21 protein-coding genes are annotated in these 24,480 nt (G+C 62.0%); 15 read left to right on the forward strand and 6 right to left on the reverse strand.

Annotated features, from left to right (window positions below; all coding sequences use genetic code 11):
* The first annotated feature begins 120 nt into the window (after positions 1-120).
* Both thiC and cytX read left to right on the forward strand, forming a co-directional pair.
* Complete coding sequence (thiC, locus tag AC1MDC_RS27100; protein ID WP_227234242.1) at positions 121-2,010, forward strand: phosphomethylpyrimidine synthase ThiC; 1,890 nt, start codon at positions 121-123, stop codon at positions 2,008-2,010.
* Positions 2,011-2,150: 140 nt separating this feature from the next.
* Positions 2,151-3,443 (forward strand): putative hydroxymethylpyrimidine transporter CytX, encoded by a 1,293-nt coding sequence (cytX, locus tag AC1MDC_RS27105; RefSeq protein ID WP_085701040.1) that lies wholly within the window; start codon positions 2,151-2,153, stop codon positions 3,441-3,443.
* Here the strand turns inward: cytX and AC1MDC_RS27110 are convergent.
* Positions 3,412-4,158: an RsiV family protein gene (locus tag AC1MDC_RS27110; protein ID WP_085701039.1), complete on the reverse strand. Its 747-nt coding sequence runs from the start codon at positions 4,156-4,158 to the stop codon at positions 3,412-3,414. The two genes, cytX and AC1MDC_RS27110, sit on opposite strands and share 32 nt — an antisense overlap.
* 228 nt (positions 4,159-4,386) lie before the next feature.
* Here AC1MDC_RS27110 and AC1MDC_RS27115 point away from each other — a divergent pair, with 228 nt between their 5' ends.
* The 9 genes from AC1MDC_RS27115 (at position 4,387) to AC1MDC_RS27155 (ending at position 13,747) form a co-directional block, all read left to right on the forward strand.
* Entirely contained in the window at positions 4,387-5,004 is a 618-nt protein-coding gene (locus AC1MDC_RS27115; RefSeq protein WP_085701038.1) for an NUDIX domain-containing protein, read from the forward strand.
* On the forward strand, positions 4,995-5,447 hold the full coding sequence (locus tag AC1MDC_RS27120; protein ID WP_227234244.1) for a DUF1249 domain-containing protein: 453 nt from the start codon (positions 4,995-4,997) through the stop codon (positions 5,445-5,447). The genes AC1MDC_RS27115 and AC1MDC_RS27120 overlap by 10 nt, the downstream gene beginning before the upstream one ends.
* 105 nt (positions 5,448-5,552) lie before the next feature.
* Positions 5,553-6,368, forward strand: coding sequence for a 3',5'-cyclic-AMP phosphodiesterase (gene cpdA, locus AC1MDC_RS27125; protein ID WP_085705240.1), 816 nt, complete (start codon positions 5,553-5,555; stop codon positions 6,366-6,368).
* Positions 6,369-6,464: 96 nt separating this feature from the next.
* A complete protein-coding gene (locus AC1MDC_RS27130) occupies positions 6,465-7,073 on the forward strand; it encodes a YqiA/YcfP family alpha/beta fold hydrolase (protein ID WP_085705238.1) in 609 nt (202 codons plus the stop codon).
* Positions 7,074-7,115: 42 nt separating this feature from the next.
* On the forward strand, positions 7,116-9,023 hold the full coding sequence (gene parE, locus AC1MDC_RS27135; RefSeq protein WP_085701034.1) for a DNA topoisomerase IV subunit B: 1,908 nt from the start codon (positions 7,116-7,118) through the stop codon (positions 9,021-9,023).
* Positions 9,023-10,012: an esterase-like activity of phytase family protein gene (locus tag AC1MDC_RS27140; RefSeq protein ID WP_085685234.1), complete on the forward strand. Its 990-nt coding sequence runs from the start codon at positions 9,023-9,025 to the stop codon at positions 10,010-10,012. The genes parE and AC1MDC_RS27140 overlap by 1 nt, the downstream gene beginning before the upstream one ends.
* Positions 10,009-10,533: a retropepsin-like aspartic protease family protein gene (locus AC1MDC_RS27145; RefSeq protein ID WP_085701033.1), complete on the forward strand. Its 525-nt coding sequence runs from the start codon at positions 10,009-10,011 to the stop codon at positions 10,531-10,533. The genes AC1MDC_RS27140 and AC1MDC_RS27145 overlap by 4 nt, the downstream gene beginning before the upstream one ends.
* 7 nt (positions 10,534-10,540) lie before the next feature.
* On the forward strand, positions 10,541-12,805 hold the full coding sequence (gene parC, locus AC1MDC_RS27150; protein ID WP_085701032.1) for a DNA topoisomerase IV subunit A: 2,265 nt from the start codon (positions 10,541-10,543) through the stop codon (positions 12,803-12,805).
* A 231-nt stretch (positions 12,806-13,036) separates the two neighbouring features.
* Complete coding sequence (locus AC1MDC_RS27155) at positions 13,037-13,747, forward strand: PqiC family protein (protein WP_085701031.1); 711 nt, start codon at positions 13,037-13,039, stop codon at positions 13,745-13,747.
* A gap of 226 nt (positions 13,748-13,973) precedes the next feature.
* Here AC1MDC_RS27155 and AC1MDC_RS27160 read toward each other — a convergent pair whose 3' ends face one another.
* Complete coding sequence (locus AC1MDC_RS27160) at positions 13,974-15,479, reverse strand: AhpA/YtjB family protein (RefSeq protein ID WP_480394078.1); 1,506 nt, start codon at positions 15,477-15,479, stop codon at positions 13,974-13,976.
* Positions 15,480-15,613: 134 nt separating this feature from the next.
* Here AC1MDC_RS27160 and serB point away from each other — a divergent pair, with 134 nt between their 5' ends.
* Complete coding sequence (gene serB / locus AC1MDC_RS27165; protein WP_085701029.1) at positions 15,614-16,828, forward strand: phosphoserine phosphatase SerB; 1,215 nt, start codon at positions 15,614-15,616, stop codon at positions 16,826-16,828.
* Positions 16,829-16,867: 39 nt separating this feature from the next.
* On the opposite strand, the gene AC1MDC_RS27170 is transcribed toward serB, so the two are convergent.
* On the reverse strand, positions 16,868-18,622 hold the full coding sequence (locus tag AC1MDC_RS27170; RefSeq protein ID WP_480394079.1) for a molecular chaperone: 1,755 nt from the start codon (positions 18,620-18,622) through the stop codon (positions 16,868-16,870).
* A gap of 72 nt (positions 18,623-18,694) precedes the next feature.
* Here AC1MDC_RS27170 and AC1MDC_RS27175 point away from each other — a divergent pair, with 72 nt between their 5' ends.
* Complete coding sequence (locus AC1MDC_RS27175; RefSeq protein WP_256574821.1) at positions 18,695-18,901, forward strand: hypothetical protein; 207 nt, start codon at positions 18,695-18,697, stop codon at positions 18,899-18,901.
* 60 nt (positions 18,902-18,961) lie between these two features.
* Here AC1MDC_RS27175 and asd read toward each other — a convergent pair whose 3' ends face one another.
* Genes asd through AC1MDC_RS27190 form a run of 3 tightly spaced genes read right to left on the reverse strand, consistent with a single transcriptional unit; the run spans position 18,962 to position 22,234 of the window.
* Positions 18,962-19,822 (reverse strand): archaetidylserine decarboxylase, encoded by an 861-nt coding sequence (gene asd / locus AC1MDC_RS27180; RefSeq protein WP_085701027.1) that lies wholly within the window; start codon positions 19,820-19,822, stop codon positions 18,962-18,964.
* 18 nt (positions 19,823-19,840) lie between these two features.
* Entirely contained in the window at positions 19,841-20,656 is an 816-nt protein-coding gene (locus tag AC1MDC_RS27185; RefSeq protein ID WP_064379082.1) for a rhodanese-like domain-containing protein, read from the reverse strand.
* A 39-nt stretch (positions 20,657-20,695) separates the two neighbouring features.
* Positions 20,696-22,234: an HDOD domain-containing protein gene (locus AC1MDC_RS27190; RefSeq protein WP_085701025.1), complete on the reverse strand. Its 1,539-nt coding sequence runs from the start codon at positions 22,232-22,234 to the stop codon at positions 20,696-20,698.
* A 167-nt stretch (positions 22,235-22,401) separates the two neighbouring features.
* On the opposite strand from AC1MDC_RS27190, the gene motA reads away from it, so the two are divergent.
* Together motA and motB are read left to right on the forward strand one after the other, a co-directional pair.
* Positions 22,402-23,253, forward strand: coding sequence for a flagellar motor stator protein MotA (gene motA / locus AC1MDC_RS27195; protein WP_085685206.1), 852 nt, complete (start codon positions 22,402-22,404; stop codon positions 23,251-23,253).
* A 3-nt stretch (positions 23,254-23,256) separates the two neighbouring features.
* The gene (gene motB, locus AC1MDC_RS27200) at positions 23,257-24,336 is read left to right on the forward strand and encodes a flagellar motor protein MotB (RefSeq protein ID WP_480394080.1); all 1,080 of its coding nucleotides are present in this window, start codon (positions 23,257-23,259) and stop codon (positions 24,334-24,336) included.
* Positions 24,337-24,480 lie beyond the last annotated feature (144 nt).

Consider the following 24,480-nt stretch of genomic DNA (forward strand, 5'->3'; position numbering starts at 1 on the left):
GGGAAATTGTTCGACAATCGAACGCTCGACGACGAGGCACAGCACCAGTCCTGGTGCGTCCGTGCCTTTCAGGTTCTGCTCCGACAATCCACTGCCTGGATGCTGTCTGGAGAGCCCGTGATGACTACAAAATCTAAAAACGCGATCAACCTGAGTGACTCGGCCAAGGTCGATGAACAGTCGGTTCAACCGTTCACCCGTTCGCAAAAAGTCTACGTTCAGGGCTCCCGCCCGGACATCCGCGTGCCGATGCGCGAAATCACCCTCGATGTGACCCCCACCGACTTCGGCGGCGAAATCAACGCGCCGGTCACCGTCTACGACACCTCGGGCCCGTACACCGACCCGAACGTGGTGATCGATGTGCGCAAAGGTCTGGGTGACGTGCGTTCGGCATGGATCGACGACCGTGGCGACACCGAGCGCCTGCCGGGCCTGAGCTCGAATTTCGGTCAGGAGCGCCTGGCCGATCCGGAGCTGACCAAGCTGCGTTTCGCCCACGTCAACAACCCGCGCCGTGCCAAGGCCGGGGCCAACGTCAGCCAGATGCACTACGCGCGCAAAGGGATCATTACCGCCGAGATGGAATACGTCGCCATCCGCGAAAACATGAAACTGCAAGAAGCCCGTGCTGCCGGCCTGCTGAATCAGCAGCACGCCGGCCACAGCTTCGGCGCGAGCATCCCGAAAGAAATCACTCCTGAATTCGTGCGCGAAGAAATCGCCCGTGGCCGCGCGATCATTCCGGCCAACATCAACCACGTCGAACTGGAACCGATGATCATCGGCCGTAACTTCCTGGTGAAGATCAACGGCAACATCGGCAACAGCGCGCTGGGTTCGTCCATCGAAGAAGAAGTGGCGAAACTGACCTGGGGCATTCGCTGGGGCTCGGACACCGTGATGGACTTGTCCACCGGCAAGCACATTCACGAAACCCGCGAGTGGATCATCCGCAACTCGCCGGTTCCGATCGGCACCGTACCGATCTATCAGGCGCTGGAAAAGGTCAATGGCGTGGCCGAAGACCTGACCTGGGAGCTGTTTCGCGACACGCTGATCGAGCAGGCGGAGCAGGGCGTCGACTACTTCACCATCCACGCCGGCGTGCTGCTGCGTTACGTGCCGCTGACCGCCAAGCGGGTGACCGGCATCGTTTCCCGTGGCGGTTCGATCATGGCCAAGTGGTGCCTGGCGCACCACAAAGAGAACTTCCTCTACACCCACTTCGAGGAAATCTGCGAAATCATGAAGGCCTACGACGTCAGCTTCTCGCTGGGCGACGGCCTGCGTCCGGGCTCGATTGCCGACGCCAACGACGAAGCGCAGTTCGGCGAACTGGAAACCCTCGGCGAGCTGACCAAAATCGCCTGGAAGCACGACGTGCAATGCATGATCGAAGGCCCGGGTCACGTGCCGATGCAGTTGATCAAAGAGAACATGGACAAGCAGCTGGAGTGCTGCGACGAGGCGCCGTTCTATACCCTCGGTCCGCTGACCACCGACATCGCACCGGGTTACGACCACATCACTTCCGGCATCGGTGCGGCGATGATCGGCTGGTTCGGTTGCGCGATGCTCTGCTACGTGACGCCGAAGGAACACCTGGGCTTGCCGAACAAGGATGACGTGAAGACCGGGATCATCACCTACAAGATCGCCGCTCACGCAGCGGACCTGGCCAAGGGGCATCCGGGTGCACAGATCCGCGACAACGCCTTGAGCAAGGCGCGTTTCGAATTCCGTTGGGAAGACCAGTTCAACCTCGGTCTGGATCCGGACACCGCCCGCTCGTATCACGATGAAACCCTGCCGAAGGATTCGGCGAAGGTCGCGCATTTCTGTTCGATGTGCGGGCCGAAATTCTGCTCGATGAAGATCACTCAGGAAGTCCGCGAATACGCGGCCAACCAGCGGATCGACGCGGTCGACGTGGATGTCGCCCAGGGCCTGGCGGAACAGGCCGAGCGGTTCAGGAAGGAAGGCAGTCAGCTGTACAAGAAGGTTTGATCTGACCTGAAAGGGTGGGGCCTGTAATGGCCCCTTCGCGAGCAAGCTCGCTCCCACATTTGAATGCATTCCAAAGTGGGAGCGAGCTTGCTCGCGAATACGGTCGACACAACAACAAATGTCCCTCTGAGATAACACCCTTGAGCATTCAACCCGGTACTTATTCCCCCGACCTCGCCGTGCCCGCCAGCCAGCGTGTATTTGGCGGTCGCGATCTGTTTTCCCTGTGGTTCTCCCTCGGCATCGGCCTGATGGTCTTGCAGACCGGTGCACTGCTGGCGCCGGGGCTGGGCCTGTCGGGAGCGCTGCTGGCGATTTTCCTCGGCACCCTGGTCGGCGTCTTGTTGCTGGCCGCCGTTGGCGTGATCGGCAGCGACACCGGCCTGTCGTCGATGGCCGCGCTGAAACTCAGCCTCGGCAGCAAAGGCGCGAGCCTGCCGGCGCTGCTCAACCTGCTGCAACTGATCGGTTGGGGTTCTTTCGAAATCATCGTCATGCGCGATGCGGCCAGCCTGCTCGGCACTCGTGCATTCAGCGAAGGTTCGCTGTGGGCCAGTCCGATGTTGTGGACCCTGTGCTTCGGTGCGCTGGCGACGTTGCTGGCGGTCAGCGGGCCGTTGACGTTCGTGCGCAAGATCCTGCGCAAGTGGGGCATCTGGCTGATTCTGGGCGCGTGCATCTGGCTGACCTGGAACCTGTTTGCCAAGGCCGATCTCGCCGCCTTGTGGGCACAGGCCGGGGATGGCTCGATGCCGCTCGCCGTGGGCTTCGATATCGCCATCGCGATGCCGCTGTCGTGGCTGCCGCTGATCGCCGACTACTCGCGCTTCGGTCAGCGGGCGAAGAACGTATTCGGCGGCACAGCGATCGGTTTCTTCATCGGCAATTTCTGGCTGATGAGCCTGGGCGTGGCCTACACCCTGGCCTTTGCGCCGAGCGGTGAGGTCAACGCGCTGCTGCTGGCGCTGGCTGGCGCAGGTCTGGGCATTCCGCTGTTGCTGATTCTGCTGGATGAGTCGGAAAACGCTTTCGCCGACATTCACTCGGCGGCGGTTTCCAGCGGGATTCTGTTGCGTCTGAAAGTCGAGCATCTGGCGTTGGCCATCGGTGTGATCTGCACCCTGATCGCCTTGCTCGCGCCATTGGCGCAATACCAGAACTTCCTGTTGCTGATCGGTTCGGTGTTCGCACCGCTGTTCGGCGTGGTACTGGTGGATCACTTCATCCTGCGCAAGCGCAGTGCCCAGGTGGCATCGGCCGCGTTGCGCTGGCCGGCACTATTGGCCTGGCTGGGTGGCATCAGCACCTATCACTTGCTGGCCAACCTGTATCCGGATGTCGGCGCGACCCTGCCGGCGCTGGTGCTGGCAGGGCTGCTGCAACTCGTGCTCGGTCGGGCTTTCAGTTACGGCCGGGAAACAGCTCGGGCTTGAGAATGCCATTCAGGCGCGGGTAAGGGATTTTCAGTTCGACGTGGCCCAGCGCATAAGGCGCGATGGTGGTCACGTCGTACTTGAGGATCACGCCGCCGTAGGTCAGCGCCACGTTAGGGGTTTTGACGAACGGCCAGCTCTTCACGAACTCCGGTTCCTGATCGAGCTTGGTGCTGATCAGCCAGCTGTTGTGCGCTACTTGGGCCGCTTTCCAGAACGCCTCTTCCTGACCTGGCAGCAGCATGTCCGCCAGGGTCAGCACTTTGTGCTGCTGACGCGAATAGTTGATGAAGCCGCGTCCCGGCGTACCGTGGGCGCCGCCGGTGTCCAGGTAGCTCGATGTTTCGATGATCACCAGACCGTCATGCTGCTCGCGTACTTTCGCCTGCAAATAGCTGCTGTTGCGCGGGCCGGCGTTGGCCAGGAATTGCTCGCGATACGCTGCCAGCGTTGGTGCTACCGGCGCGTTCGGTGCGGTGCGGGTCATTTGCAGCAGGCGTTTTTCGATGATGCCATCCAAGGCAGGCTCTGCCGGGAAGCGCAAGGTATCGATATTTACCAATGGGCAATCCGGGTTGGAACAACCGGGTTTCAGCGTTTCCGAGGCGTCGCGGGTGGTTTCCAGCGGCGTGCGGTAGTTGGGCTGGAACAGGCTGGCGCAAGCGCCCAGGGTCAGGGCGATGGCGGCCACGGAGGCAATTTTGAAAAGCGACATGGGCGTCCTTTCTGAAGCAGGGGAAGGCAAAAAGTTACCGCTTCGACTCTCAACGAAGCGGTCAGTTCGCCACTAAGCTAATTAGAGTGGGTTTCGCCTTCACCGTCCATCCCGCTGACAGTAAAGGGGCTGCATCAAATGTCACGGGCGCGTTAGGATGGCGCGAAGTCGAGGTCGCCATTAGCAAGACGAACCTCGTATTGGAATCTGCAGTAGACGAGGATGCCCATGACCGATTTTGCCAATGCCATTCCAACCGCCGTCGATATCGTGCAGCGGGTGCAATGCTACGAGGGCTTCTACAAGCTCGATCGCGTGCATTTGCGCCATGAACTGTTCGCCGGTGGCATGAGCCGCGAAATCAATCGTGAAGTGTTCGTGCGCCATGATGCCGTGTGCATGCTGCCCTACGATCCGCAGCGCGATGAAGTGGTGCTGATCGAGCAGTTTCGTGTCGGCGCCATGGGCAAGGCCGACAACCCGTGGCTGGTGGAACTGGTCGCCGGTCTGATCGACAAGGATGAACAGCCGGAAGAAGTTGCTCACCGCGAAGCGCAGGAGGAAGCTGGGCTGGACATCAAGGCCCTGTGGCCAATGACCAAATACTTTCCATCGCCGGGCGGCAGCAACGAATTCGTGCATCTGTACCTGGGGCGTTGCAGCACGGAAGGCGCAGGCGGCCTGCATGGTCTGGAAGAAGAAGCCGAAGATATCCGCGTCACGGTCTGGGCTTTCGAAGATGCCTTGCAGGCTGTACGCGACGGACAGATTGCCAATGCGGCGAGCATCATCGCCTTGCAGTGGCTGGCGCTCAACCGCGCCGAAGTGAGGGGGCTATGGTCGTAAACAAGTTGCGCGATCGCTACCGCGTCGACCTCGTGGGGCTGCAAGCCGCCTGCGAGGCCAACTACGCGCGCCTCATGCGACTGTTGCCGGACATGCGCAACGACCCGCAGGCCCGGCGCATTGCCGTGACCCAGGGCGACCAGATGCTCGGCGTTCTGGCGCTCGAGGTGCTGCAGACCTGTCCGTACACCACGACCCTGCAAGTGCGCCAGGAACACAGCCTGCCGTGGCTGCCGGTGCCGCAACTGGAAGTGCAGGTCTATCACGACGCGCGCATGGCCGAGGTGATCAGCGCCGAGCATGCGCGACGTTTTCGCGGCGTCTATCCTTACCCGAATGCGGCGATGCATCAGCCGGACGAAAAGGCCCAGCTCAATCTGTTCCTGGGCGAATGGCTGAGTCACTGCCTGGCGTGCGGACACGAATACGCGGCGGTCCGATAACCACCGCAAGTTGTGAACTGCGTCCGTTTCGCCGGTTTCTCTTTACGCTGTCCCCCCGCATAATTGCCGCACCTATCCAGTCCCGCGATCCCGGGGGAGAACGCCTTGCCGAGCGTATCGACTTTGACCACCGCCGACACGGCGTTGCTGGTGCAGCTCTCTGACAGTCATCTGTTCGCCGAGGCGGACAGAACGCTGCTGGGCATGAATACCCGCGAGAGTCTGCAAAAAGTCATCGAGCTGGTGCTCGAACAGCAACCGCGGATCGACCTGATCGTTGCCAGCGGCGACTTGTCCCAGGACGGCACGCTGGAGTCCTACCAGCAATTCCGCCAGATGACGGCGCAGATCGATGCGCCGGCCCGCTGGATCCCCGGCAACCACGATGAACCCCAGATCATGGCTCAGGCGACGGTCAAGAGTGCGTTGCTGGAGTCCGTGGTGGATGTCGGCAACTGGCGCGTGACCCTGCTCGATTCGGCAGTGCCCGGATCGGTGCCGGGGTATCTGCAGGACGACCAACTGCAATTGCTCGCCAGCTCCCTGAGCGAAGCGCCGGATCGCCATCATCTGGTGTGCTTGCACCACCATCCGGTGTCGATCGGTTGCGCCTGGATGGAGCCGATCGGCTTGCGCAATCCGGAAGCGTTTTTCGAAGTGCTCGACCGTTTCCCGCAGGCCCGCGCCGTGCTGTGGGGGCATGTCCATCAGGAAATCGACCGCGAACGCAACGGCGTAAGGCTGATCGCCTCGCCGTCGACCTGCATCCAGTTCGAGCCGGGCAGCGAAGATTTCAAGGTTGGCGAACAGGCGCCGGGGTATCGCTGGTTGCGATTGCTGCCGGACGGGCGGATCGAGACTGGCGTGGAGCGTGTCACTGATTTCCGGTTCACTGTCGATTACGGCTCCGACGGTTACTGATTGACGGGCACAGCGCTGTTTTCCTCGGGTGCTGGCCCAACACCCCTCGACTCCCTGTAAACTCCGCTATCTTCAGCCGACGCCCAGGGAGCTCAAATGTCCGGTTCGATTCTCTATATCCATGGTTTCAACAGCGCGCCGGCTTCGAAAAAGGCCTGTCAGCTGGTCGAGGTGATGGAGCGGCTGGGTTTGAGCGATCAACTGCGTGTCCCCGCGCTGCATCACCACCCGCGCGAAGCCATCGGTCAGCTGGAACAGGCAATTGCCGAACTCGGCCGGCCGTTGCTGGTGGGAAGTTCGCTCGGCGGCTACTATGCGACTCACCTGGCCGAGCGCCATGGCCTGAAAGCCCTGCTGGTCAACCCGGCCGTCAGTCCGCACCGGATGTTCGACGGATACCTGGGCACCCAGAAAAACCTGTACACCGACGAGACCTGGGAACTGACCCACGACCACGTGACGGCCCTGGCCGAGCTGGAAGTGCCGGCGCCACAGGATCCGCAGCGTTATCAGGTATGGTTGCAGACCGGCGATGAAACACTGGATTATCGCCTTGCCCAGCAGTATTACCGGGCCTGTGCCTTGCGCATCCAGGCTGGCGGCGACCACAGTTTCCAGGGATTTGTTACACAATTGCCGGCATTGCTCAGCTTTGCCGGGATTGGCGCCGATATCTATCAGGCAGTCGATTTCACCGCACTGTGAAGTCTTGCCCCATTTTCATTGAATCACTGACGACGAGACCCTATGGCCACTCCCAGCGCTAGCTCCTATAACGCCGACGCCATCGAAGTCCTCTCGGGCCTCGACCCGGTGCGCAAGCGCCCCGGCATGTACACCGACACCAGTCGGCCGAACCACCTTGCCCAGGAAGTCATCGACAACAGTGTCGACGAAGCCCTGGCCGGCCACGCCAAATCGATCCAGGTCATCCTCCACGCCGACCATTCGCTGGAAGTCTGCGACGACGGCCGTGGCATGCCGGTCGACATTCACCCGGAAGAGGGCGTGTCGGGCGTCGAACTGATCCTCACCAAGCTCCATGCGGGCGGCAAGTTTTCCAACAAGAACTACCAGTTCTCCGGCGGTCTGCACGGGGTGGGTATTTCCGTGGTCAACGCCTTGTCGACCCAGGTGCGGGTGCGGGTCAAACGTGACGGCAACGAATACGAAATGACCTTCGCCGATGGCTTCAAGGCCACCGATCTGCAAGTCATCGGCACCGTTGGCAAGCGCAATACCGGGACCAGCGTGTACTTCGCGCCGGACCCGAAATACTTCGATTCGCCGAAATTCTCCATCAGCCGCCTCAAGCACGTGCTCAAGGCCAAGGCCGTTCTCTGCCCGGGGCTGCTGATCAGCTTCGAAGACAAAGGCACCGGCGAAAAGGTCGAGTGGCACTACGAAGACGGCCTGCGCTCCTATCTGGTGGATGCGGTCAGCGAATTCGAGCGTCTGCCGGACGCGCCGTTCTGCGGCAACCTGGCCGGCGCCAAGGAAGCGGTCGAGTGGGCCCTGCTGTGGCTGCCTGAAGGCGGTACTTCGGTCACCGAAAGCTACGTCAACCTGATTCCGACGGAGCAGGGCGGTACCCACGTCAACGGTCTGCGTCAGGGGCTGCTCGATGCGATGCGCGAGTTCTGCGAATTCCGCAGCCTGCTGCCGCGTGGCGTCAAACTGGCCCCGGAGGACGTCTGGGAGCGCATCGCTTTCGTCCTGTCGATGAAGATGCAGGAACCGCAATTCTCCGGCCAGACCAAGGAACGTCTGTCGTCCCGTGAAGCGGCGGCATTTGTCTCCGGCGTGGTCAAGGATGCGTTCAGCCTGTGGCTCAACGCCAACCCGGAAACCGGTCTGGCGCTGGCAGAGCTGGCGATCAGCAACGCCGGCCGTCGTCTGAAGGCCAGCAAGAAAGTCGAGCGCAAGCGCATCACCCAGGGACCGGCATTGCCGGGCAAACTGGCCGATTGCGCGGGGCAGGACCCGATGCGTTCCGAGCTGTTCCTGGTGGAAGGTGATTCCGCCGGCGGTTCGGCCAAGCAAGCGCGGGACAAGGAATTCCAGGCGATCCTGCCGTTGCGCGGCAAGATCCTCAATACCTGGGAAGTCGACGGCAGCGAAGTGCTGGCCAGCCAGGAAGTGCACAACATCGCCGTGGCCATCGGTGTCGATCCGGGCGCCGAGGACATGAGCCAGCTGCGCTACGGCAAGATCTGCATCCTCGCTGACGCCGACTCCGACGGTCTGCACATCGCGACCTTGCTCTGCGCTTTGTTCGTCCAGCATTTCCGCCCGCTGGTGGACGCTGGTCACGTCTACGTCGCGATGCCGCCGCTGTACCGCATCGACCTGGGCAAAGAAATCTACTACGCCCTCGACGAGGCCGAGCGCGACGGGATCCTCGACCGTCTGGTGGCCGAGAAGAAACGCGGCAAGCCGCAGGTCACCCGATTCAAGGGTCTGGGTGAAATGAACCCGCCGCAACTGCGTGAAACCACCATGGACCCGAACACTCGGCGCCTGGTGCAGTTGACCCTCGGGGACGACTTCGCCCAGACCTCGGAAATAATGGACATGCTGCTGGCGAAGAAACGCGCCGGCGACCGCAAGACCTGGCTTGAATCCAAGGGCAACCTCGCCGAGGTTCTGGCCTGATGCGGTTTGGCTGGGCCTTGGCGGGTGCGTTGCTGCTGGGTTCGATGACGGTGTCGGCAGAGCCTGCGCAAGAGCTGCGCGTGCTCGCCGAGCACCCGGTCGAAGGCATGCGCGGCGGCAACCTGTCGGGGCTGGCCTTGTGTGGCAATGATCTGTGGACCGTTTCGGATCGCGACGATGACCAGATCTACCGTCTCGATATCCGCGACCGGGTCTGGCAGGCCACGGCCGTGCGCATCGATCCGCCGAAAGTGCCGGACAGCGGCTTGCCGTGGGGCATCAGCTCGCGCACCTGGGCGGCTTCGTTCATTCGGGGCGGCGATCTGGATTTCGAAGGCATCACCTGCGACAGCGCCGGCAACCGCTACATTGTCAGCGAAGCCCACGCAGCGGTGCTGCAAGTGCCGCCTCAGGGGCCGTCGTCGTGGCTGAAAATCTCGCCGATGATGGTCCGCGAGGCGCGGGCCAGCGGGATGTTGCTGCAGTTCAACGCGATATTCGAAGGCCTGGCGATCAATCCGGCGGGCGATCAGATGTGGCTGGCTGCGGAGCGGCAAAGCCGTGGCTTGCTGATGATCAAGCGTCAGCAGACGGTCTGGGATTGTGACGGGCGCTGCGTGCTGCTCAGCGAGGGCGGGATGGAAATGCAACCGCCGCAGTTCCCGAAAGCCCGCCCGGTCAATCGGGATTTTTCCGACGTGTCCCTGTTCAACGGCAAACTGTTTACCCTTGAGCGCAACGCGTACCAGATCTGTCGTCGCGATGCGCTGACGGCCAAGGTCGAGCTTTGCTGGTCGTATGCGGCCGAGTTGTTGCAGGCCAATCGTCGTTATTCGCAGAACTTCGGGCTGGAAGAGGCGCTTGTGGTCGATGCTCAAGGTGCGTGGATCGGCGTCGACAACAATTTTGGTCCCCGGGCCGATGGCGAGGTCCGCCCGATCATCTGGCGATTCGCCGCGCCCGAGGGTGGCTGGAGCGCCAAGCCATGAGCCAGCAACCGCCGGGCAGGCGCGCCGGTCGGGTGTTGATGATTCTGGCCTGGTGCGCGGCGCTGTTTCTGGCCACGCGGTTCTTCGGCCAGTGGGAAGAGCGTCAGCGCAATCCCAATGTGGAAGTGGCTTCGCAGCAGGGTAACGGCTTTATCGAAGTGAAACTGATCGGCAACGCCCAGGGACATTTTGTCGCCAGCGGCCTGATCAACGGTCGGCCGGTGGAGTTCATGCTCGACACTGGCGCGACCGACGTGGCAATCCCGGCCGAAGTGGCGAAAAACCTTCGGCTGGAAGAAGGTTTCGGTGTGACCCTGAGCACGGCCAATGGCCTGAGCCAGGGCTATCGCACCCGGATCGACCGCCTGCAACTGGGCGACATCGTGCTGCGGGATGTCCGCGCACTAGTGGCGCCCGGCCTGCATGGCGATCAGGTGCTGCTCGGCATGAGCGCCCTGAACAAACTTGAATTTACTCAGCGCGGCGGCACCATGCTGCTGCGCCAGACAACGAACCGATGAGGCCCGCATGAGCGACAACCTTGCAGACAGCTTAGATGGCGTAGAACGCCGGTCGCTGGCTGACTTCACCGAAAATGCCTACCTCAACTACTCCATGTACGTGATCATGGACCGTGCCTTGCCGCATATCGGCGACGGTCTGAAACCGGTACAGCGGCGTATCGTCTACGCCATGAGCGAGCTGGGGCTGGATGCCGATTCCAAGCACAAGAAGTCGGCGCGTACCGTCGGCGACGTGCTCGGCAAGTTCCACCCCCACGGCGACTCGGCGTGCTACGAAGCGATGGTGCTGATGGCCCAGCCGTTCAGCTATCGCTACACGCTGGTGGACGGCCAGGGTAACTGGGGTGCGCCGGACGATCCGAAATCCTTCGCCGCCATGCGTTACACCGAAGCGCGGCTGTCACGTTATTCCGAAGTGCTGCTCAGCGAACTGGGCCAGGGCACCGCAGACTGGGGCCCGAACTTCGACGGCACCCTGCAGGAACCGCTGGTGTTGCCGGCACGTTTGCCGAACATCCTGCTCAACGGCACCACCGGTATCGCCGTGGGCATGGCCACCGATGTGCCGCCGCACAACCTGCGCGAAGTCGCCACCGCGTGCGTGCGCCTGCTCGACGAGCCGAAAGCCACGGTCGAACAGCTTTGCGAACACATCCAGGGCCCGGACTACCCGACCGAAGCGGAAATCATCACTCCGCGCGCCGACCTGCTGAAAATGTACGAAACCGGCAAGGGCTCGGTGCGCATGCGCGCCGTGTACCACGTCGAGGACGGCGACATCATCATCACCGCGCTGCCGCACCAGGTCTCCGGGGCCAAAGTGCTGGAGCAGATCGCCGCGCTGATGCAGGCCAAGCCGTCGAAAGCACCGCAGATCGCCGACCTGCGCGATGAATCCGATCACGAGAACCCGTGCCGCATCGTGATCATCCCGGTCAACAGCCGCGTCGATCACGAAGCGTTGATGCAGCACCTGTTCGCCAGCACCGAGCTGGAGTCGACGTATCGGGTCAACGTCAACATCATCGGTCTGGACGGCAAGCCGCAGCTGAAAAACCTCCGTGCGTTGCTGGTGGAGTGGCTGGAATTCCGCGTGCTGACCGTGCGTCGCCGGCTGCAATTCCGCCTCGACAAGGTCGAGCGCCGCCTGCACCTGTTGGACGGTTTGCTGATTGCCTACCTCAACCTGGATGAAGTGATTCACATCATCCGCACCGAGGATCAGCCGAAAGCCAAACTGATCGAGCGTTTTGCCCTCAGCGAAATCCAGGCCGATTACATCCTCGATACCCGTCTGCGTCAGTTGGCGCGACTGGAAGAGATGAAGCTGCGCGACGAGCAGGATGAACTGCTCAAGGAACAAGCCAAGCTGCAAGCGCTGCTGAGCAGTGAAGCCAAGCTGAAGAAGCTGGTTCGCAGTGAGCTGCTGAAAGACGCCGAAACCTACGGCGATGACCGTCGGTCGCCAATCGTCGAGCGCGCTGAAGCCAAGGCGCTGACCGAGCACGATCTGCTGCCGAACGAGAAAGTCACCGTCGTGCTGTCGGAAAAAGGCTGGATCCGTTCGGCCAAGGGCCACGATATCGACGCCACCGGCCTGTCGTACAAGGCTGGCGACGGCTTCAAGACCTCGGCGGCGGGGCGTTCGAACCAGTCGGCCGTGGTCATCGACTCCACGGGCCGCAGTTACTCGCTAGCCACCCATACCCTGCCATCGGCACGAGGCCAGGGCGAGCCGTTGACCGGCCGTCTGACGCCGCCGCCGGGCGCAACGTTCGAATGTGTGCTGATGCCGGAAGAGGACTCGCTGTACGTGATCGCCTCTGACGCCGGCTACGGTTTCGTGGTGAAAGGTGAAGACCTGCAGGCCAAGAACAAGGCCGGCAAGGCGCTGTTGAGCCTGCCGAACAACGCCAAGGTGATCGCGCCGCGTCCGGTGGCCGACCGCGAGCACAACTGGCTGGCCTCGGTAACGACCGAGGGTCGCCTGCTGATCTTCAAGATCAGCGACCTGCCACAATTAGGGAAGGGCAAAGGCAACAAGATCATCGGTATTTCCGGTGAGCGTGTGGCCAGTCGCGAAGAATATGTCACGGACATCGCCGTTCTTCCGGAAGGCGCCACCTTGGTGCTGCAGGCCGGAAAACGTACCTTGTCGCTGAAGGCCGACGACCTCGAACACTACAAAGGTGAGCGTGGTCGCCGTGGTAACAAACTGCCACGTGGCTTCCAGCGGGTGGATGCGCTGCTCGTCGAAAACCTCAATTAAGCGGCCAGGGGGCGTTCGTACTGATTTCTCCGGCGGAGAAAATGAGTGAGAACGCCTCTCTAGAGCGTCCGATCTTCGATTTAACCCGTAGATCGCCGCTTTGGCGCTGGAGTCGGAACGCATATTCACGGATGATATGGCCTTTCCAAGCGCCGGCGTGGCCGAGCGTTCTTCATATTTGCTGAGTATTTTCACTGTGGTCAGCCTTGTGGCGGCCACCTGGACGGGATGATGACTTCTCTGCGCCCCCTTATTTTCCTGCTCGCCGGCGTTCTTGGCCTGGCGGGTTGCAGCGTTCACCAGCCGGTGTCGCTGTATCAGCTGGACAGCGGAAGTCCGGCTCAGCCTGCGCAAAGCTCAGGCATGGCAGTTCTGCTGGGTCCTGTAATCGTTGCCGATTACCTGCAGCGGGAAACCCTGTTGCAGCGTCAACCGGACGGCAGCCTGCAAGCCTCGGTCGATGGTCGCTGGGCTGGTAGCCTTTCGTCGGATATCGATCAATTGCTGCTGCGTCAGGTTGCCGGTCGTCTGGACAGCCAGCGGGTGGTACTGGCACCGGCGACCACCGGGTTCACTCCCGATGTTCAAGTGTTGTTGACCATCACTCGTCTGGACTCCGGCGCAAAACAGCCGGCGATTCTTGACGCGCAGTGGCGACTGCTCGACCGTCGTGGCCAGGTGCGTGACAACCGCATCGTCCACTTGCAAGAACTGCACAGTGGCAGCACGGCTTCCCAGGTTCAGGCGCAAGGCATTCTGCTGCAGCGTCTGGCCGAGCAACTGTCGGTCGCGCTCAAGCCGTTGGCCAACCAGCCACCGGTTGCCGAAGCGCCACGCAAACCGGCACCGAAGCCGGCAGCACCGGCGGCGGAAGCCGAGAAGCAGCCGAAGATCCCGATGGCTTCGCCGATTCGTACCGATATGGAAGTGTTCCGCTTTTAAGGCTGGAACGAGTCAGGACAGAGCCCGCCTTGTGCGGGCTTTGTTGTGTCTGGGGCTCTGCGTGGACGATCAAAAGCCCCTCACCCGAACCCTCCCGAAACGTCGGACCGCTTGGAGGGAGAGGGTAGGGTGAGGGGCTGTCGAGAGTGCATAAAGAATCCAGAACGCCACACACAAAAAAGCCCGCAGACGAGTGATCATCTGCGGGCTTCTTTACATCAAGGCCTCAGGCCCGACGCTCATGCATCCGCGCCAGTTGCCGCTCGAGCATCGACGGATATGGCTCCATCAAACGCTCCACGCAGCAGGCGCCTTCAGGGCTGGCAATCGGCCGGATCCGCGCACGCTGACGGATCAGCGCGTCGTCACCGATCTTGCGCTCCACCAGCAGCAGGTTGCGGCTGTGTTGCGACAGCGCCAGGGCGTCTTGAGCGCTGTCGGTCAACAGCAGGTCAATCTGGCTCAGACCGAACAGTTCGTCACCAAGAGTCAGGCCCAGCTGCAATTGCAGGGTGATGCCGCTGTCGGCGACTTCGATCTGCAACTGGTGGCCCAGCGCCCGCAGCAGCTCGCCGCAGCAGATGGCATTGGTCAGGTAATCGTCGCCGCTGTCTTCGGTGTGGAACAGCATCAGCGTGCTGCCATCGTTCAGGGTTTCGATTTCGCCCTGATACAGCGAAGCGGCCTGTTCCAGACAGTCGCGATAGCGATCCTGCAACTCTTCCAGGCGCGCACGCGGCAAGCGGCGCAGTTGTTCCTGCGAGCCCAGTTGCACCGCCAGCACCGCCGTATGTTGCGGCACGCTCGGGGTCGGTCGGCGCACGGCCGGTTGTGCGGTTTCGCTCAGCGACTCGTCACGCAGGTCGGCGAACGGATCTTCGTCATCGTCGTCTTCAACGGTGCTGACCACATGGCGTGGGGCAGGCTTGTGCGCGGCCATCGGGCGGCTTTCGTCGAAACTCGGATCACGCAGGTTGCGCACTTCGAATTCCGGCTCGTCGTCGAACTCGGGTTCCGGTTCGGGCTCCGGTTCGGCCGGCTCCGGGGCATAGCTGGCGTGTAACTGGCGGGCAAGATCGCCGATCTCGTCCTGACGCTCGATTCCCGGCGTGTATTCGTCGATCCGCCGCAGCCACACGCGCAGTTGCAGCAGCGGCGTGGAGAGGTGCCGGCCCAGACGCAGGCTCAGGGCCAGGGACAGTGCCAGCAGAATCGCACTCAGGATGCCCATGCTTTGCAGGCTGATGGTCATCGGCTGCTGGAACTGATCCATGTCCAGGCTGATGCGCAGTTGCCCGGCGGTCACGTCCTGAAAGGTGATCTTGCTTTCGTACATGCCCTCGGCTTCGCCCAGCAGGCCGTGCTTGGGCCGCTGACCGGACTCGGCGAGGATGCGGTTGTCCACGCTGTAGATGGCGGCGTGGGCCACCAGCTTGTTCTTGGTCAGGTTGTTGAGCAGCACGTTGAGGCTGAGGATGTCGTTGGACACCAGCAGCTCGGTCGCGGAGGTGGCGGTCTGCGTGGTCAGGCTTTCGCCCAGCGCATCGGCCTGCTCGTGCATGGCCTGCTTGAACTGCAGGCCCATCACGCAGGCATAGATCACCAGGGCCAGGGCGACCAGGATCACGTTATGGCTGGCAATGCGCAATGCAATCGGTACACGGCGGTGGCGCAGTGCACGGAAGATCAGCAGAAAGAAGTTATCGGTTTTAACTGGCGTGGGCCGGTTCACTGAGCTCGGCTCTTTTGTCCGTGAAGTTGACGCGCAGTATAGCGACAGGCCCTAGACCGGCAAAGCGCTGGCGGTGCCCGATGGTCACTGAAAGTGGGTAGAATGCGGTTTTTTTCCAGTTGCGGGGGTGCGCGTTGCGCGAAATCGTCCTGATTAACATCACGGGAGTCGACCGTCCGGGTCTGACGGCGGCCATTACCGGTGTACTGGCGCAGGGTGGTGTGAATATCCTCGACATCGGTCAGGCGGTGATCCACGACATGCTGTCGTTCGGCATCCTGGTGGAAATTCCCGACTCCTTGCAAGGCAAGTCGGTGCTCAAGGACATCCTGTTCAAGGGCTATGAGCTCGACCAGCAGGTGCGCTTCACCCCGGTATCCGAAGAGGATTACCAGCAATGGGTGGGCAATCAGGGCAAGAAACGCCACATCGTTACCCTGCTGACCCGCAAGGTCACCGCCGGCCAGTTGCAGGCCGTGAGCTCGATCACCGCCAAATACGGCCTGAACATCGACCATATCGACCGTCTGTCGGGTCGCATGCCATTGGACACTCCGGCGGACAAGGGCAAGGGTTGCATCGAGTTTTCCGTGCGCGGCGAAGCGGCCGACCCGCAGGCCTTGCGCGCCGAATTCCTCAGCGTGGCCCAGGAGCTGAACGTCGACATCGCCTTCCAGGAAGATTCGCTGTTCCGTCGCAACCGTCGTCTGGCGGTGTTCGACATGGACTCGACCCTGATCGAAGCCGAAGTCATCGACGAGCTGGCCAAAGCCGCCGGCGTCGGCGACCAGGTTTCGGCAATCACCGAGCGGGCGATGGCCGGCGAGCTGGATTTCCGCGCCAGCTTCAAGGAGCGTCTGGCATTGCTCAAGGGCCTGGATGTCAGCGTGCTGGATTCGATCGGCGCCTCCCTGCGCCTGACCGAAGGCGCCGAAACCCTGTTCGCCGAACTCAAGCGCCTGGGTTACAAGACCGCGATCCTGTCGGGCGGCTTCACCTACTTCGCCAAGCAACTGCAGGCCAAACTAGGCATCGACTACGTGTTCGCCAACGAACTGGAAGTGGTCGACGGCAAGTGCACCGGCGTGGCCATCGAGCCGATCGTCGATGCCCAGCGCAAGGCCGATCTGCTGAAGCAGCTGGCTGAAAAAGAAGGTTTGCGCCTGGAGCAGACCATCGCCGTGGGTGACGGCGCCAACGATCTGCCGATGCTGGCCATCGCCGGTCTGGGCGTGGCGTTCCGCGCCAAGCCGCTGGTCAAGCAGTCGGCGAAGCAGGCGATCTCGACCCTCGGTCTGGATGGCGTGCTGTACCTGCTGGGCTTCCGGGATCGCGACGGGCAGCTCTGACCCGTGCACAGGATCGCAGCCCTCGGTTGCGATCCTGGCTCAAAGGGATTTCCACAACGAGTCGAAATCCTCTTCGCCCCCGCCATTCTGCGCACCCTCCAGCGAGCGATAGGCAAACTGATTGAAACTGTGAGTGCTGGCCACCCGCCGATCCAGTCCGGCGCGGTGCTCTTCGCCCTGTGTGTTGATCAGCACTTTATTGCCTTCCTGAAACGGCAGTCGCGGCGCCAGTAGCGTCGCCGGCAAGTCGATTGCGCTGATCTCCGGCAACAGCAAACCGCGCAGATACTGGCTGTGATCATCCCGCGAACGCACCAGTTGCAACCCGCATGGCCGGGCATGCGGAGCTACCAGTTCGATGCCCATTTGGGTGCCGGCGCCGCGCACCTGGCGGATCCAGCGCACCACGGCAATGCTCCAGCCCTGATTGAGGCTGTCCTGAATCCCGACCATTTCCCCGGCCTGCAATTCGGCCGGTACGTCCTTTGGCCAGGCCAGGCAATAACCACCGGGGCTGTGATTGATGACGGGCAAGGCGTAGGTCGGGTAATGCGGCGGGCTGTCAGTGTCGCCTTCATCGTCGATCAGTGGTTCGTAGCGGATTTCCTCGTAGGGCAACAATTCATCGGACGTGCTCTGCGGCGCGGCATCGAAGGCTTGGCTCCAGCTGTCCTTTTCGCCCTGAACCACCGCGCGGCTGAAATTCGCCGCACGGGCGCCGGGGTGCTTGAGCAGTTCGCTGAAGGTGCGTTCGCCGCCGAGGTAGAAGTGCAGGGCGCTCATGCCGACGCATACGGTCAGGTTGCCCTGGCCGACGGTGCGCTGGAAGCTGCGTTCGGCGGCTTCGCCCCAGGTAGCGTGCAAATGTTGCAGGGTGTCGAGGGTCAGGCCGGCCGGTACGGGCAGCGGCGTGGTCGCATCCTGATGCAGCAGGTGGGCTTCGATGGCATTCACCAGCGGTTGCGGATCGAAGCCGAGCAGGAGGGCCTGTTGCTCGCTGCGAAACTGGGAGCGGTAACGCGGGCCGGCGTCGATCTCGGCCGAAACCGCGAACAGCCCCTCGCCCTGATTGGCGGGGTGCAGTTTCAGCCAGGCACTCCACGGTTCCACTACTTGGGCCAGGCGTGCGATCTGGTTCTGTCGCAATTGATTACAACGGGCGCTGCCCAGCAACAGGGCGGCGAGGTAGGTCTGCTCGACGCTCAACTCGCCGGTCAGGCTGGCAAGGTCATCGCGCACCCGGCGATGTTGCAGTTGCAGCTCGCAAGCGCAGCGAAACAATTGATGCAACTCGAACCACAGCTGTTCCGGCGCGGCGCTGTACAGCTGCGTGGCGCGAACCAGTTGCGCTTTCAGCGCATGAGCCGCGCGTTGCAGCGCTTCGCTCAGCAGGGCTGCACGATCCCGCGAGTACTTTGGCGCGATCCGCAGAATGATTTGTTTGTAACCGATGGCCAGTTGGCTTTGCAGGGCCTGGCACAGATTGCTGATCTTGCGCGAGCGCTCATCGAGCATGATCGCCTGATGCAGAAAGTGCCGCTCCAGGTGCTGGCAGACGAAATAAACCTCGGGCCGCAACAGTTCCAGCAGATGCAGGCGGTTGTCGCTGGGCGTCAGCAGTTGATTGAGTTCGCCTAGGCTTTGATACAGCAGACGCGCGGTTTCGCCGATGTTGGCCTTGGGCAGGTTGGCGATCCAGCGTTTGAGGTCGCGCGGGGTGGCTTCACAGAAGGACAGGCGCAACTGCGTGGGCGTCGGGGCGCTCAGTTGGGGTCGTGATCGTGGCTCACTCATGCCGTGGCAAGCTCCGGCGGCGAATAGGGCAATGCCAAAAACTCTAGCAGTTGTGGCCTGTTTCGCAGGCGATTGTCAGGCTTTTTTACCGCTGGCCTGCTGGCCTGGTGCCATTTCGGCAGGCACTACCAGGCTTGTGGCAAGTGGGTGATCGGCGGGCGGGATAACCAGAACGTTATCGCGTTGAACGTCACGTTCAGTGACGGAGGGAACAACCTCGGCGGCAGCCATATCTGCGCCAACGAAGGGCCGATCGGCTTTCGTGGGCAGATAGAGTAACGACGCCACTCAGGTTGTGTCCGCCCCTTCGCAGATGTGCGAAAGGGCGGATCAACAGGTTCAGGCGTTGGACAGTGCCAGGGCCTGACCCATCTGTACCGGCGAGCCGGCCTTGATTTCTTCAACCCATTTCACCTGATCCGGCCCGAACAATACGATCGCGGTCGAACCCAGCTTGAAGCGCCCCAGTTCTGCACCTTTTTCCAGATGGATTGGCGCACGGGCAGCTTCGTCGTAGCGGAAGGTTTTCAGTTCGCGCTTCGGTGGCGTGACCAGACCGGCCCACACGGTTTCGATCGAGGCCACGATCATCGCGCCCACCAGCACCACGGCCATAGGCCCGCGCTCGGTGTCGAAGATGCACGCCACGCGTTCGTTGCGGGCGAACAGCTCAGGGACGTTTTCCGCGGTGGTCTGGTTGACCGAGAAGATCCGGCCCGGGATGTAGACCATTTCGCGCAGGGTGCCGGCCAGCGGCATGTGCACGCGGTGGTAGTCCTTCGGCGACAGGTAAACAGTCGCGAATTCACCGCCCATGAACGGCGCAGCATTCGCCGCATCGCCACCCAGCAGCTCCAGCACGCTGAAGCTGTGGCCCTTGGCCTGGAAGATGCGACCGTGCTCGATCGGGCCGAGCTGGCTGATCGCGCCGTCGGCCGGGCTGAGGATCGCGCCCGGGGTCTGGTCCAGCGGACGTGCGCCGTCTTTCAGGGCACGGGTGAAGAAGGCGTTGAAGTGCTCGTAAGCGGTTACGTCTTCAACCAGCGCCTGGGACATGTCCACTTGATAACGCTTGGCGAACCAGGTGGTGAAGGCATTTTTGAACCAGCGCACGCGGCACTCGGCGACGCAGCCGGCCAGGCGCGACAGCAGGTGATGCGGCAGCAGGTACTGGCTGATGATAAACAAACGCTCTTTCATGACTGTCCTTAAAAATCCTTAAAGCTCGACGGGGGTATCGGGGTGGTTGCCCCATTCGCCCCAGGAACCGGCGTAGCCCTTGACCCGCGGATAACCGAGGGCCTTGGCCACCAGATAAGTGAAACCGGACCGGTGGTGGGTCTGGCAGTGAGTGATGATTTCTTTGTCCTTGGTGATCCCGAGGTTTTCCAGGATCTGCGGCATGTCGGTACGGATGCGCAACTGGCGCGCCTGATCCATGCCCGCCGTCCATTCGAAATTGACCGCGCCGGGGATGTGTCCACCCTTGGCCGCGAGGACTTTCTCGCCGGAGTATTCCAGCGGCCCGCGGGCGTCCCAGATCGCCAGGTCGGCAGCGCCGAGACGGCTTTGCAGGTATTCGCGGGTGGCGGTCGGTTCCTCGTGCAGGGTCAGGGCAACCGGGCCGCCCGCCGCCGGAGGAATCTGGATCGACATCGGCGAACCTTCCGCCAGCCACGCCGGCAGACCGCCGTCGAGATAGTGGTATTTGTCGTGACCGATCACGTCGAGCAGCCAGATGAAACGCCCGGCCCAGCCGCCGCCTTCGTCGTCATAGACCACGTAGACCGCGTCCTTGCGATGGCCGAGCTCGCCGAACAGTTCTTCGAGTTTTTCTTTGCTCGGCAACAGGCCCGGAGCCGGCGCCTGACCCAGCTGAGTGCGTTTCGGATCGACAAAACGTGCGCCGGGAATATGTCCCTCGGCGTAGCGGGCGGCACTGGTCAGATCCACCAGAATCAGATCGCGGGATTCGAGGCGCGGCAGCAGGTCGCTCGGCTCGATCACCAGGGCCAGGCCAGAGAAATCAGACATGTGAGGTCTCCAGAGCACAAAGGGGATGGATTGTAGCTGTCATTGGCCGCGCTGGCTAAAACTGTGCAGGGCTTTCTCGATGCACTGCGCGGTTTTGCCGAAGGCTTGTACGGTGATGTCGGCGAACGGCCCGCCACCCTGGTCGGCGACCACGATCATGATCACCCGGCCGTTGTTCACCAGCGAGCGCAGGAACAGATGTTCGCCACGAAACAGCGTGCGCAGCGAAGGTGGGAGCAGGGCGGAAAACTGGGCGTTGTTGTCAGGGGTGATCCGCACTTGCGCCTGCTGCGCGAGCAGGCGTTGCAGCACCGAACTCTGGCTGACGACGAAATTGAGCGCAGCGGCTTCCTTCGGCAACCCCGAGGTTTGATGGACGCGCAGATTGGCGTGGCTGCGGTCGGCCATCAGGATCATCACCCGGCGCATGCCGCTGGCGACCAGCGCGTCACGGGCGGCGACGGTCAGGCTCATGGCGTTGGTGAAACGGCTTGGCACGGCCAGCAGTTCGGCGCACTGCCGGCGCCACTGGGTCAGATCTTCAGCGGACGGCGCCGCCGCCGGGAGCATTCCGGCGGGCAGCCGACGGGTTCCCCACGGCCACAACAGCGAAACCGCCGGGTGCCACAGGTCCGGCATGGAATGAAGGCGAGCGCTGACGGCAGCCTGTTGGTGCAGCTGCTGTTGCACCTCGTCCATCGAGATTTGCAGGTAGAGGCTGGTCAGGTATTGCCAGCGCTCGCTGTGCGGACTGTCCCAGGCTTGTTGCGCCGAGAGGGCCAGGCCGTTGGCCAGCAACACGGTGTTGGCCGGTTGATTGAGCCAGCGGCGCAGGGTCGGATCGTCATCGAGGCGGTTTTGCTGGCGCAGCGGATGATCGACGTCGCGGGCAATGCGCAGCACCTTGACCAGTTCGCGCTGCTCGTTCAGCAGCAGTCGATAGCCTTGCTGCACCCAGATCGGCAGACGCCAGGCTTCCACCAGCGCTTCGCCGATTTTCAGCAGGCGCACACCGAACAGCTGCTTTTCCACGACGCGCGCTGATTCGCCTTTGTGGATAACCCGCACTTCCCACTCTTCAAGCAATTTGGGAAAGGTCAGCGCCAACGGCCACAGCGGCGACAGAAACAGCAGGCTGCCCCAATGAATGTCCTGCCAAAGTCGCGCCAGGCGGCTGGCAAAAAAGCCGTTGGCCTGTTGCGTGGCGTGCTGGCTGATCATCTGCAGCTGGCGCAGGGCCTGGGGAATTTGCGCGGCAGGTTCGGCGGGCAGGCGCGCCAGCAGTTCCTCGGTGCGGCCAAGGCCGAGGCGATTGATCGCCACTTCGAGGTTTTCCGCCGGCGCGGTCATGTTGCCATGGGTGTGGCGGTTGGCTTCGCGGATGATGCTCAGGGCCAGCGCCGGGCTGTCCTGCATCAGGTCGGCGATGTCGCGCAGCGAGCGGCGGTCATCTCGAATCGCCCGGCAGACTCGGTCATGGGCGTCTTGCGGTACTGGCAGGCGAACGCTGTCGAGCAACTTCACCCAGCCATCGAGTGTGGTCGGTTTCACGTGTGGGACGTTCGTTTCATTAGCCATGTCTGGACGAGATCTTCACTGACTGTAGACGCGCCCGGCATGGGCTAAATTGGCTTTTCGCCTGAACTGGCTATAGTCTGGCGCAGTTTTGCCGATAAGTAGAAGAAGAGATTTTTTAACTTCCGAATATGACCTTGAACCCGACTTAAACAAGTACCTTTCTACCTATGGCTAAAATTATCGGCATCATCGTCGTATTCGCGAGCGTGCTCGGCGGATACGTGCTCTCCCACGGCAAGATTGCCGCCCTGATCCAGCCCTTCGAGGTGATGATCATCGGCGGTGCGGCACTCGGTGCATTCCTGCAGGCCAACCCCGGTTACATGACGATGCACGTGCTCAAGAAGTCCCTGAGCATGTTCAGTTCGCGTTTCAGCCACACGTTCTATCTGGAAGTGCTCGGCCTGATCTACGAGATCCTCAACAAGAGCCGCCGTGAAGGCATGATGGCCATCGAAGGCGACATCGAAGACGCCGCCGCGAGCCCGATTTTTGCCAAGTACCCGGCGGTACTGAAAGACGAACGCATGACCGCGTTCATCTGCGATTACCTGCGCATCATGTCCTCCGGCAACATGGCTCCCCACGAGCTGGAAGGCCTGTTCGACATGGAGCTTTACAGCCTGAAAGAAGAACTGGAGCATCCATCGCACGCCGTCAACGGCATTGCCGACGGCATGCCGGGTTTCGGTATCGTCGCGGCGGTACTGGGTATCGTGGTGACCATGGCGTCTCTGGGTGACGGCGATCAGAAGTCCATCGGTCTGCACGTAGGTGCGGCACTGGTCGGTACCTTCTTCGGTATCCTCGCGGCGTACGGCTTCTTCGGCCCGCTGGCGCACTCGCTGGCGCACGATGCCAAGGAAGAGCTGAACGTTTATGAAGCCATCAAGGCCTCGCTGGTGGCTTCGGCCTCCGGCATGCCGCCGTCGCTGGCTGTCGAATTCGGTCGCAAGGTTCTGTACCCGGCTCACCGTCCAAGCTTTGCCGAGCTGGAACAAGCCGTTCGCGGTCGTTAAGCCATGGAAAATAACCAGCCAATAATCGTCAAGCGCGTCAAGCGCATTGCCGGCGGGCATCACGGCGGGGCGTGGAAGATTGCCTTCGCCGACTTCGCGACGGCGATGATGGCGTTCTTCCTGGTGTTGTGGCTGCTGTCCACCGCGACCCCGGAGCAGAAGATCGCCATCGCCGGTTACTTCAAGGACCCGGTCGGTTTTTCCGAGAGCGGTACGCCGTACATCATCGATCTGGGCGGCACGCCGACCCTGGCGCCGGAAAACACCCTCAACCCTGAAGTGAAGTCTCAGCCGCAACCGGACAAGGTCACGGTCGACACCGATCAGGTCGAAGGCATGGCCGAGCAGGTCGAGAAGGAACGCCTGGAGCTGCTGCTGCAAGAACTGCAGAACAAGGTCGACGAGAACCCGCAGCTGCAGAAATTCAAGGACCAGATCCTGTTCGAAATCACGCCGAACGGCTTGCGCATCCAGATCATGGACGCCGAGAACCGGCCGATGTTCGACTCCGGTTCTGCACGCCTGAAGCCATACTTCGAAGACATCCTGCTGGCCATGGCCGACACCATCAAAGCGGTGCCGAACAAAATCAGCATCAGCGGCCACACCGATGCCAAGCCTTACGTGGGCAACGGCGACTTCGGCAACTGGGAGCTTTCGGCCAACCGTGCCAACGCCGCGCGGCGGGCACTGGTGGCAGGCAGTTATCCGGACGCTCAAGTGGCTCGCGTGGTGGGTTACGCCTCGTCGGCGCTGTTCGACAAGGAGAACCCGTTCAACCCGGTCAACCGCCGCATCGACATCGTGGTGTTGACCAAAAAAGCCCAGGCGGCCATCGAAGGTGCGCAAGGTGCCGATGCCGCAAAACCGGCAGACCAAGGTCAGAACGGCGGGGCTCCGGCCTCCCCGGTCGACCCGAACGCCTTGCCGGCGGATCAGCAACCGGTGCCGGCCCACGAGTTGCGCGAACGGCTGAACCTGTTCGACGACCCGCTGCCGAAACCGACCGAACCGGGCAGCGCGGCGCCAGCCCCGGCGCCTGCTGCACCGGCCACTGCACCGGCGCCCGCGCCGAAACAGTGATCCAAAAAAGCCGACAGTGATGTCGGCTTTTTTGTGCCCTGTGCCCTGCATTCAAGGAGCGTTGTTGAGCAGGGCATCGCGCATAAGCGACCTTTCCCACTCCATTTGAAGAAACTGCCTACATTACCCGCAAAGCGCTCTTGG

Source organism: Pseudomonas sp. 1 (assembly GCF_056626735.1).

What these genes read in the sequence shown, in the direction of transcription:
- parE (WP_085701034.1), top strand. Translation starts at nt 7,116, where the DNA reads ATGGCCACTCCCAGCGCTAGCTCCTATAACGCCGACGCCATCGAAGTC.
- AC1MDC_RS27115 (WP_085701038.1), top strand. Translation starts at nt 4,387, where the DNA reads ATGACCGATTTTGCCAATGCCATTCCAACCGCCGTCGATATCGTGCAG.
- asd (WP_085701027.1), bottom strand. Translation starts at nt 19,822, where the DNA reads ATGAAAGAGCGTTTGTTTATCATCAGCCAGTACCTGCTGCCGCATCAC.
- AC1MDC_RS27120 (WP_227234244.1), top strand. Translation starts at nt 4,995, where the DNA reads ATGGTCGTAAACAAGTTGCGCGATCGCTACCGCGTCGACCTCGTGGGG.
- AC1MDC_RS27155 (WP_085701031.1), top strand. Translation starts at nt 13,037, where the DNA reads ATGACTTCTCTGCGCCCCCTTATTTTCCTGCTCGCCGGCGTTCTTGGC.
- parC (WP_085701032.1), top strand. Translation starts at nt 10,541, where the DNA reads ATGAGCGACAACCTTGCAGACAGCTTAGATGGCGTAGAACGCCGGTCG.
- motA (WP_085685206.1), top strand. Translation starts at nt 22,402, where the DNA reads ATGGCTAAAATTATCGGCATCATCGTCGTATTCGCGAGCGTGCTCGGC.
- AC1MDC_RS27145 (WP_085701033.1), top strand. Translation starts at nt 10,009, where the DNA reads ATGAGCCAGCAACCGCCGGGCAGGCGCGCCGGTCGGGTGTTGATGATT.
- AC1MDC_RS27190 (WP_085701025.1), bottom strand. Translation starts at nt 22,234, where the DNA reads ATGGCTAATGAAACGAACGTCCCACACGTGAAACCGACCACACTCGAT.
- motB (WP_480394080.1), top strand. Translation starts at nt 23,257, where the DNA reads ATGGAAAATAACCAGCCAATAATCGTCAAGCGCGTCAAGCGCATTGCC.
- AC1MDC_RS27130 (WP_085705238.1), top strand. Translation starts at nt 6,465, where the DNA reads ATGTCCGGTTCGATTCTCTATATCCATGGTTTCAACAGCGCGCCGGCT.
- AC1MDC_RS27110 (WP_085701039.1), bottom strand. Translation starts at nt 4,158, where the DNA reads ATGTCGCTTTTCAAAATTGCCTCCGTGGCCGCCATCGCCCTGACCCTG.
- AC1MDC_RS27170 (WP_480394079.1), bottom strand. Translation starts at nt 18,622, where the DNA reads ATGAGTGAGCCACGATCACGACCCCAACTGAGCGCCCCGACGCCCACG.
- thiC (WP_227234242.1), top strand. Translation starts at nt 121, where the DNA reads ATGACTACAAAATCTAAAAACGCGATCAACCTGAGTGACTCGGCCAAG.
- AC1MDC_RS27185 (WP_064379082.1), bottom strand. Translation starts at nt 20,656, where the DNA reads ATGTCTGATTTCTCTGGCCTGGCCCTGGTGATCGAGCCGAGCGACCTG.
- AC1MDC_RS27140 (WP_085685234.1), top strand. Translation starts at nt 9,023, where the DNA reads ATGCGGTTTGGCTGGGCCTTGGCGGGTGCGTTGCTGCTGGGTTCGATG.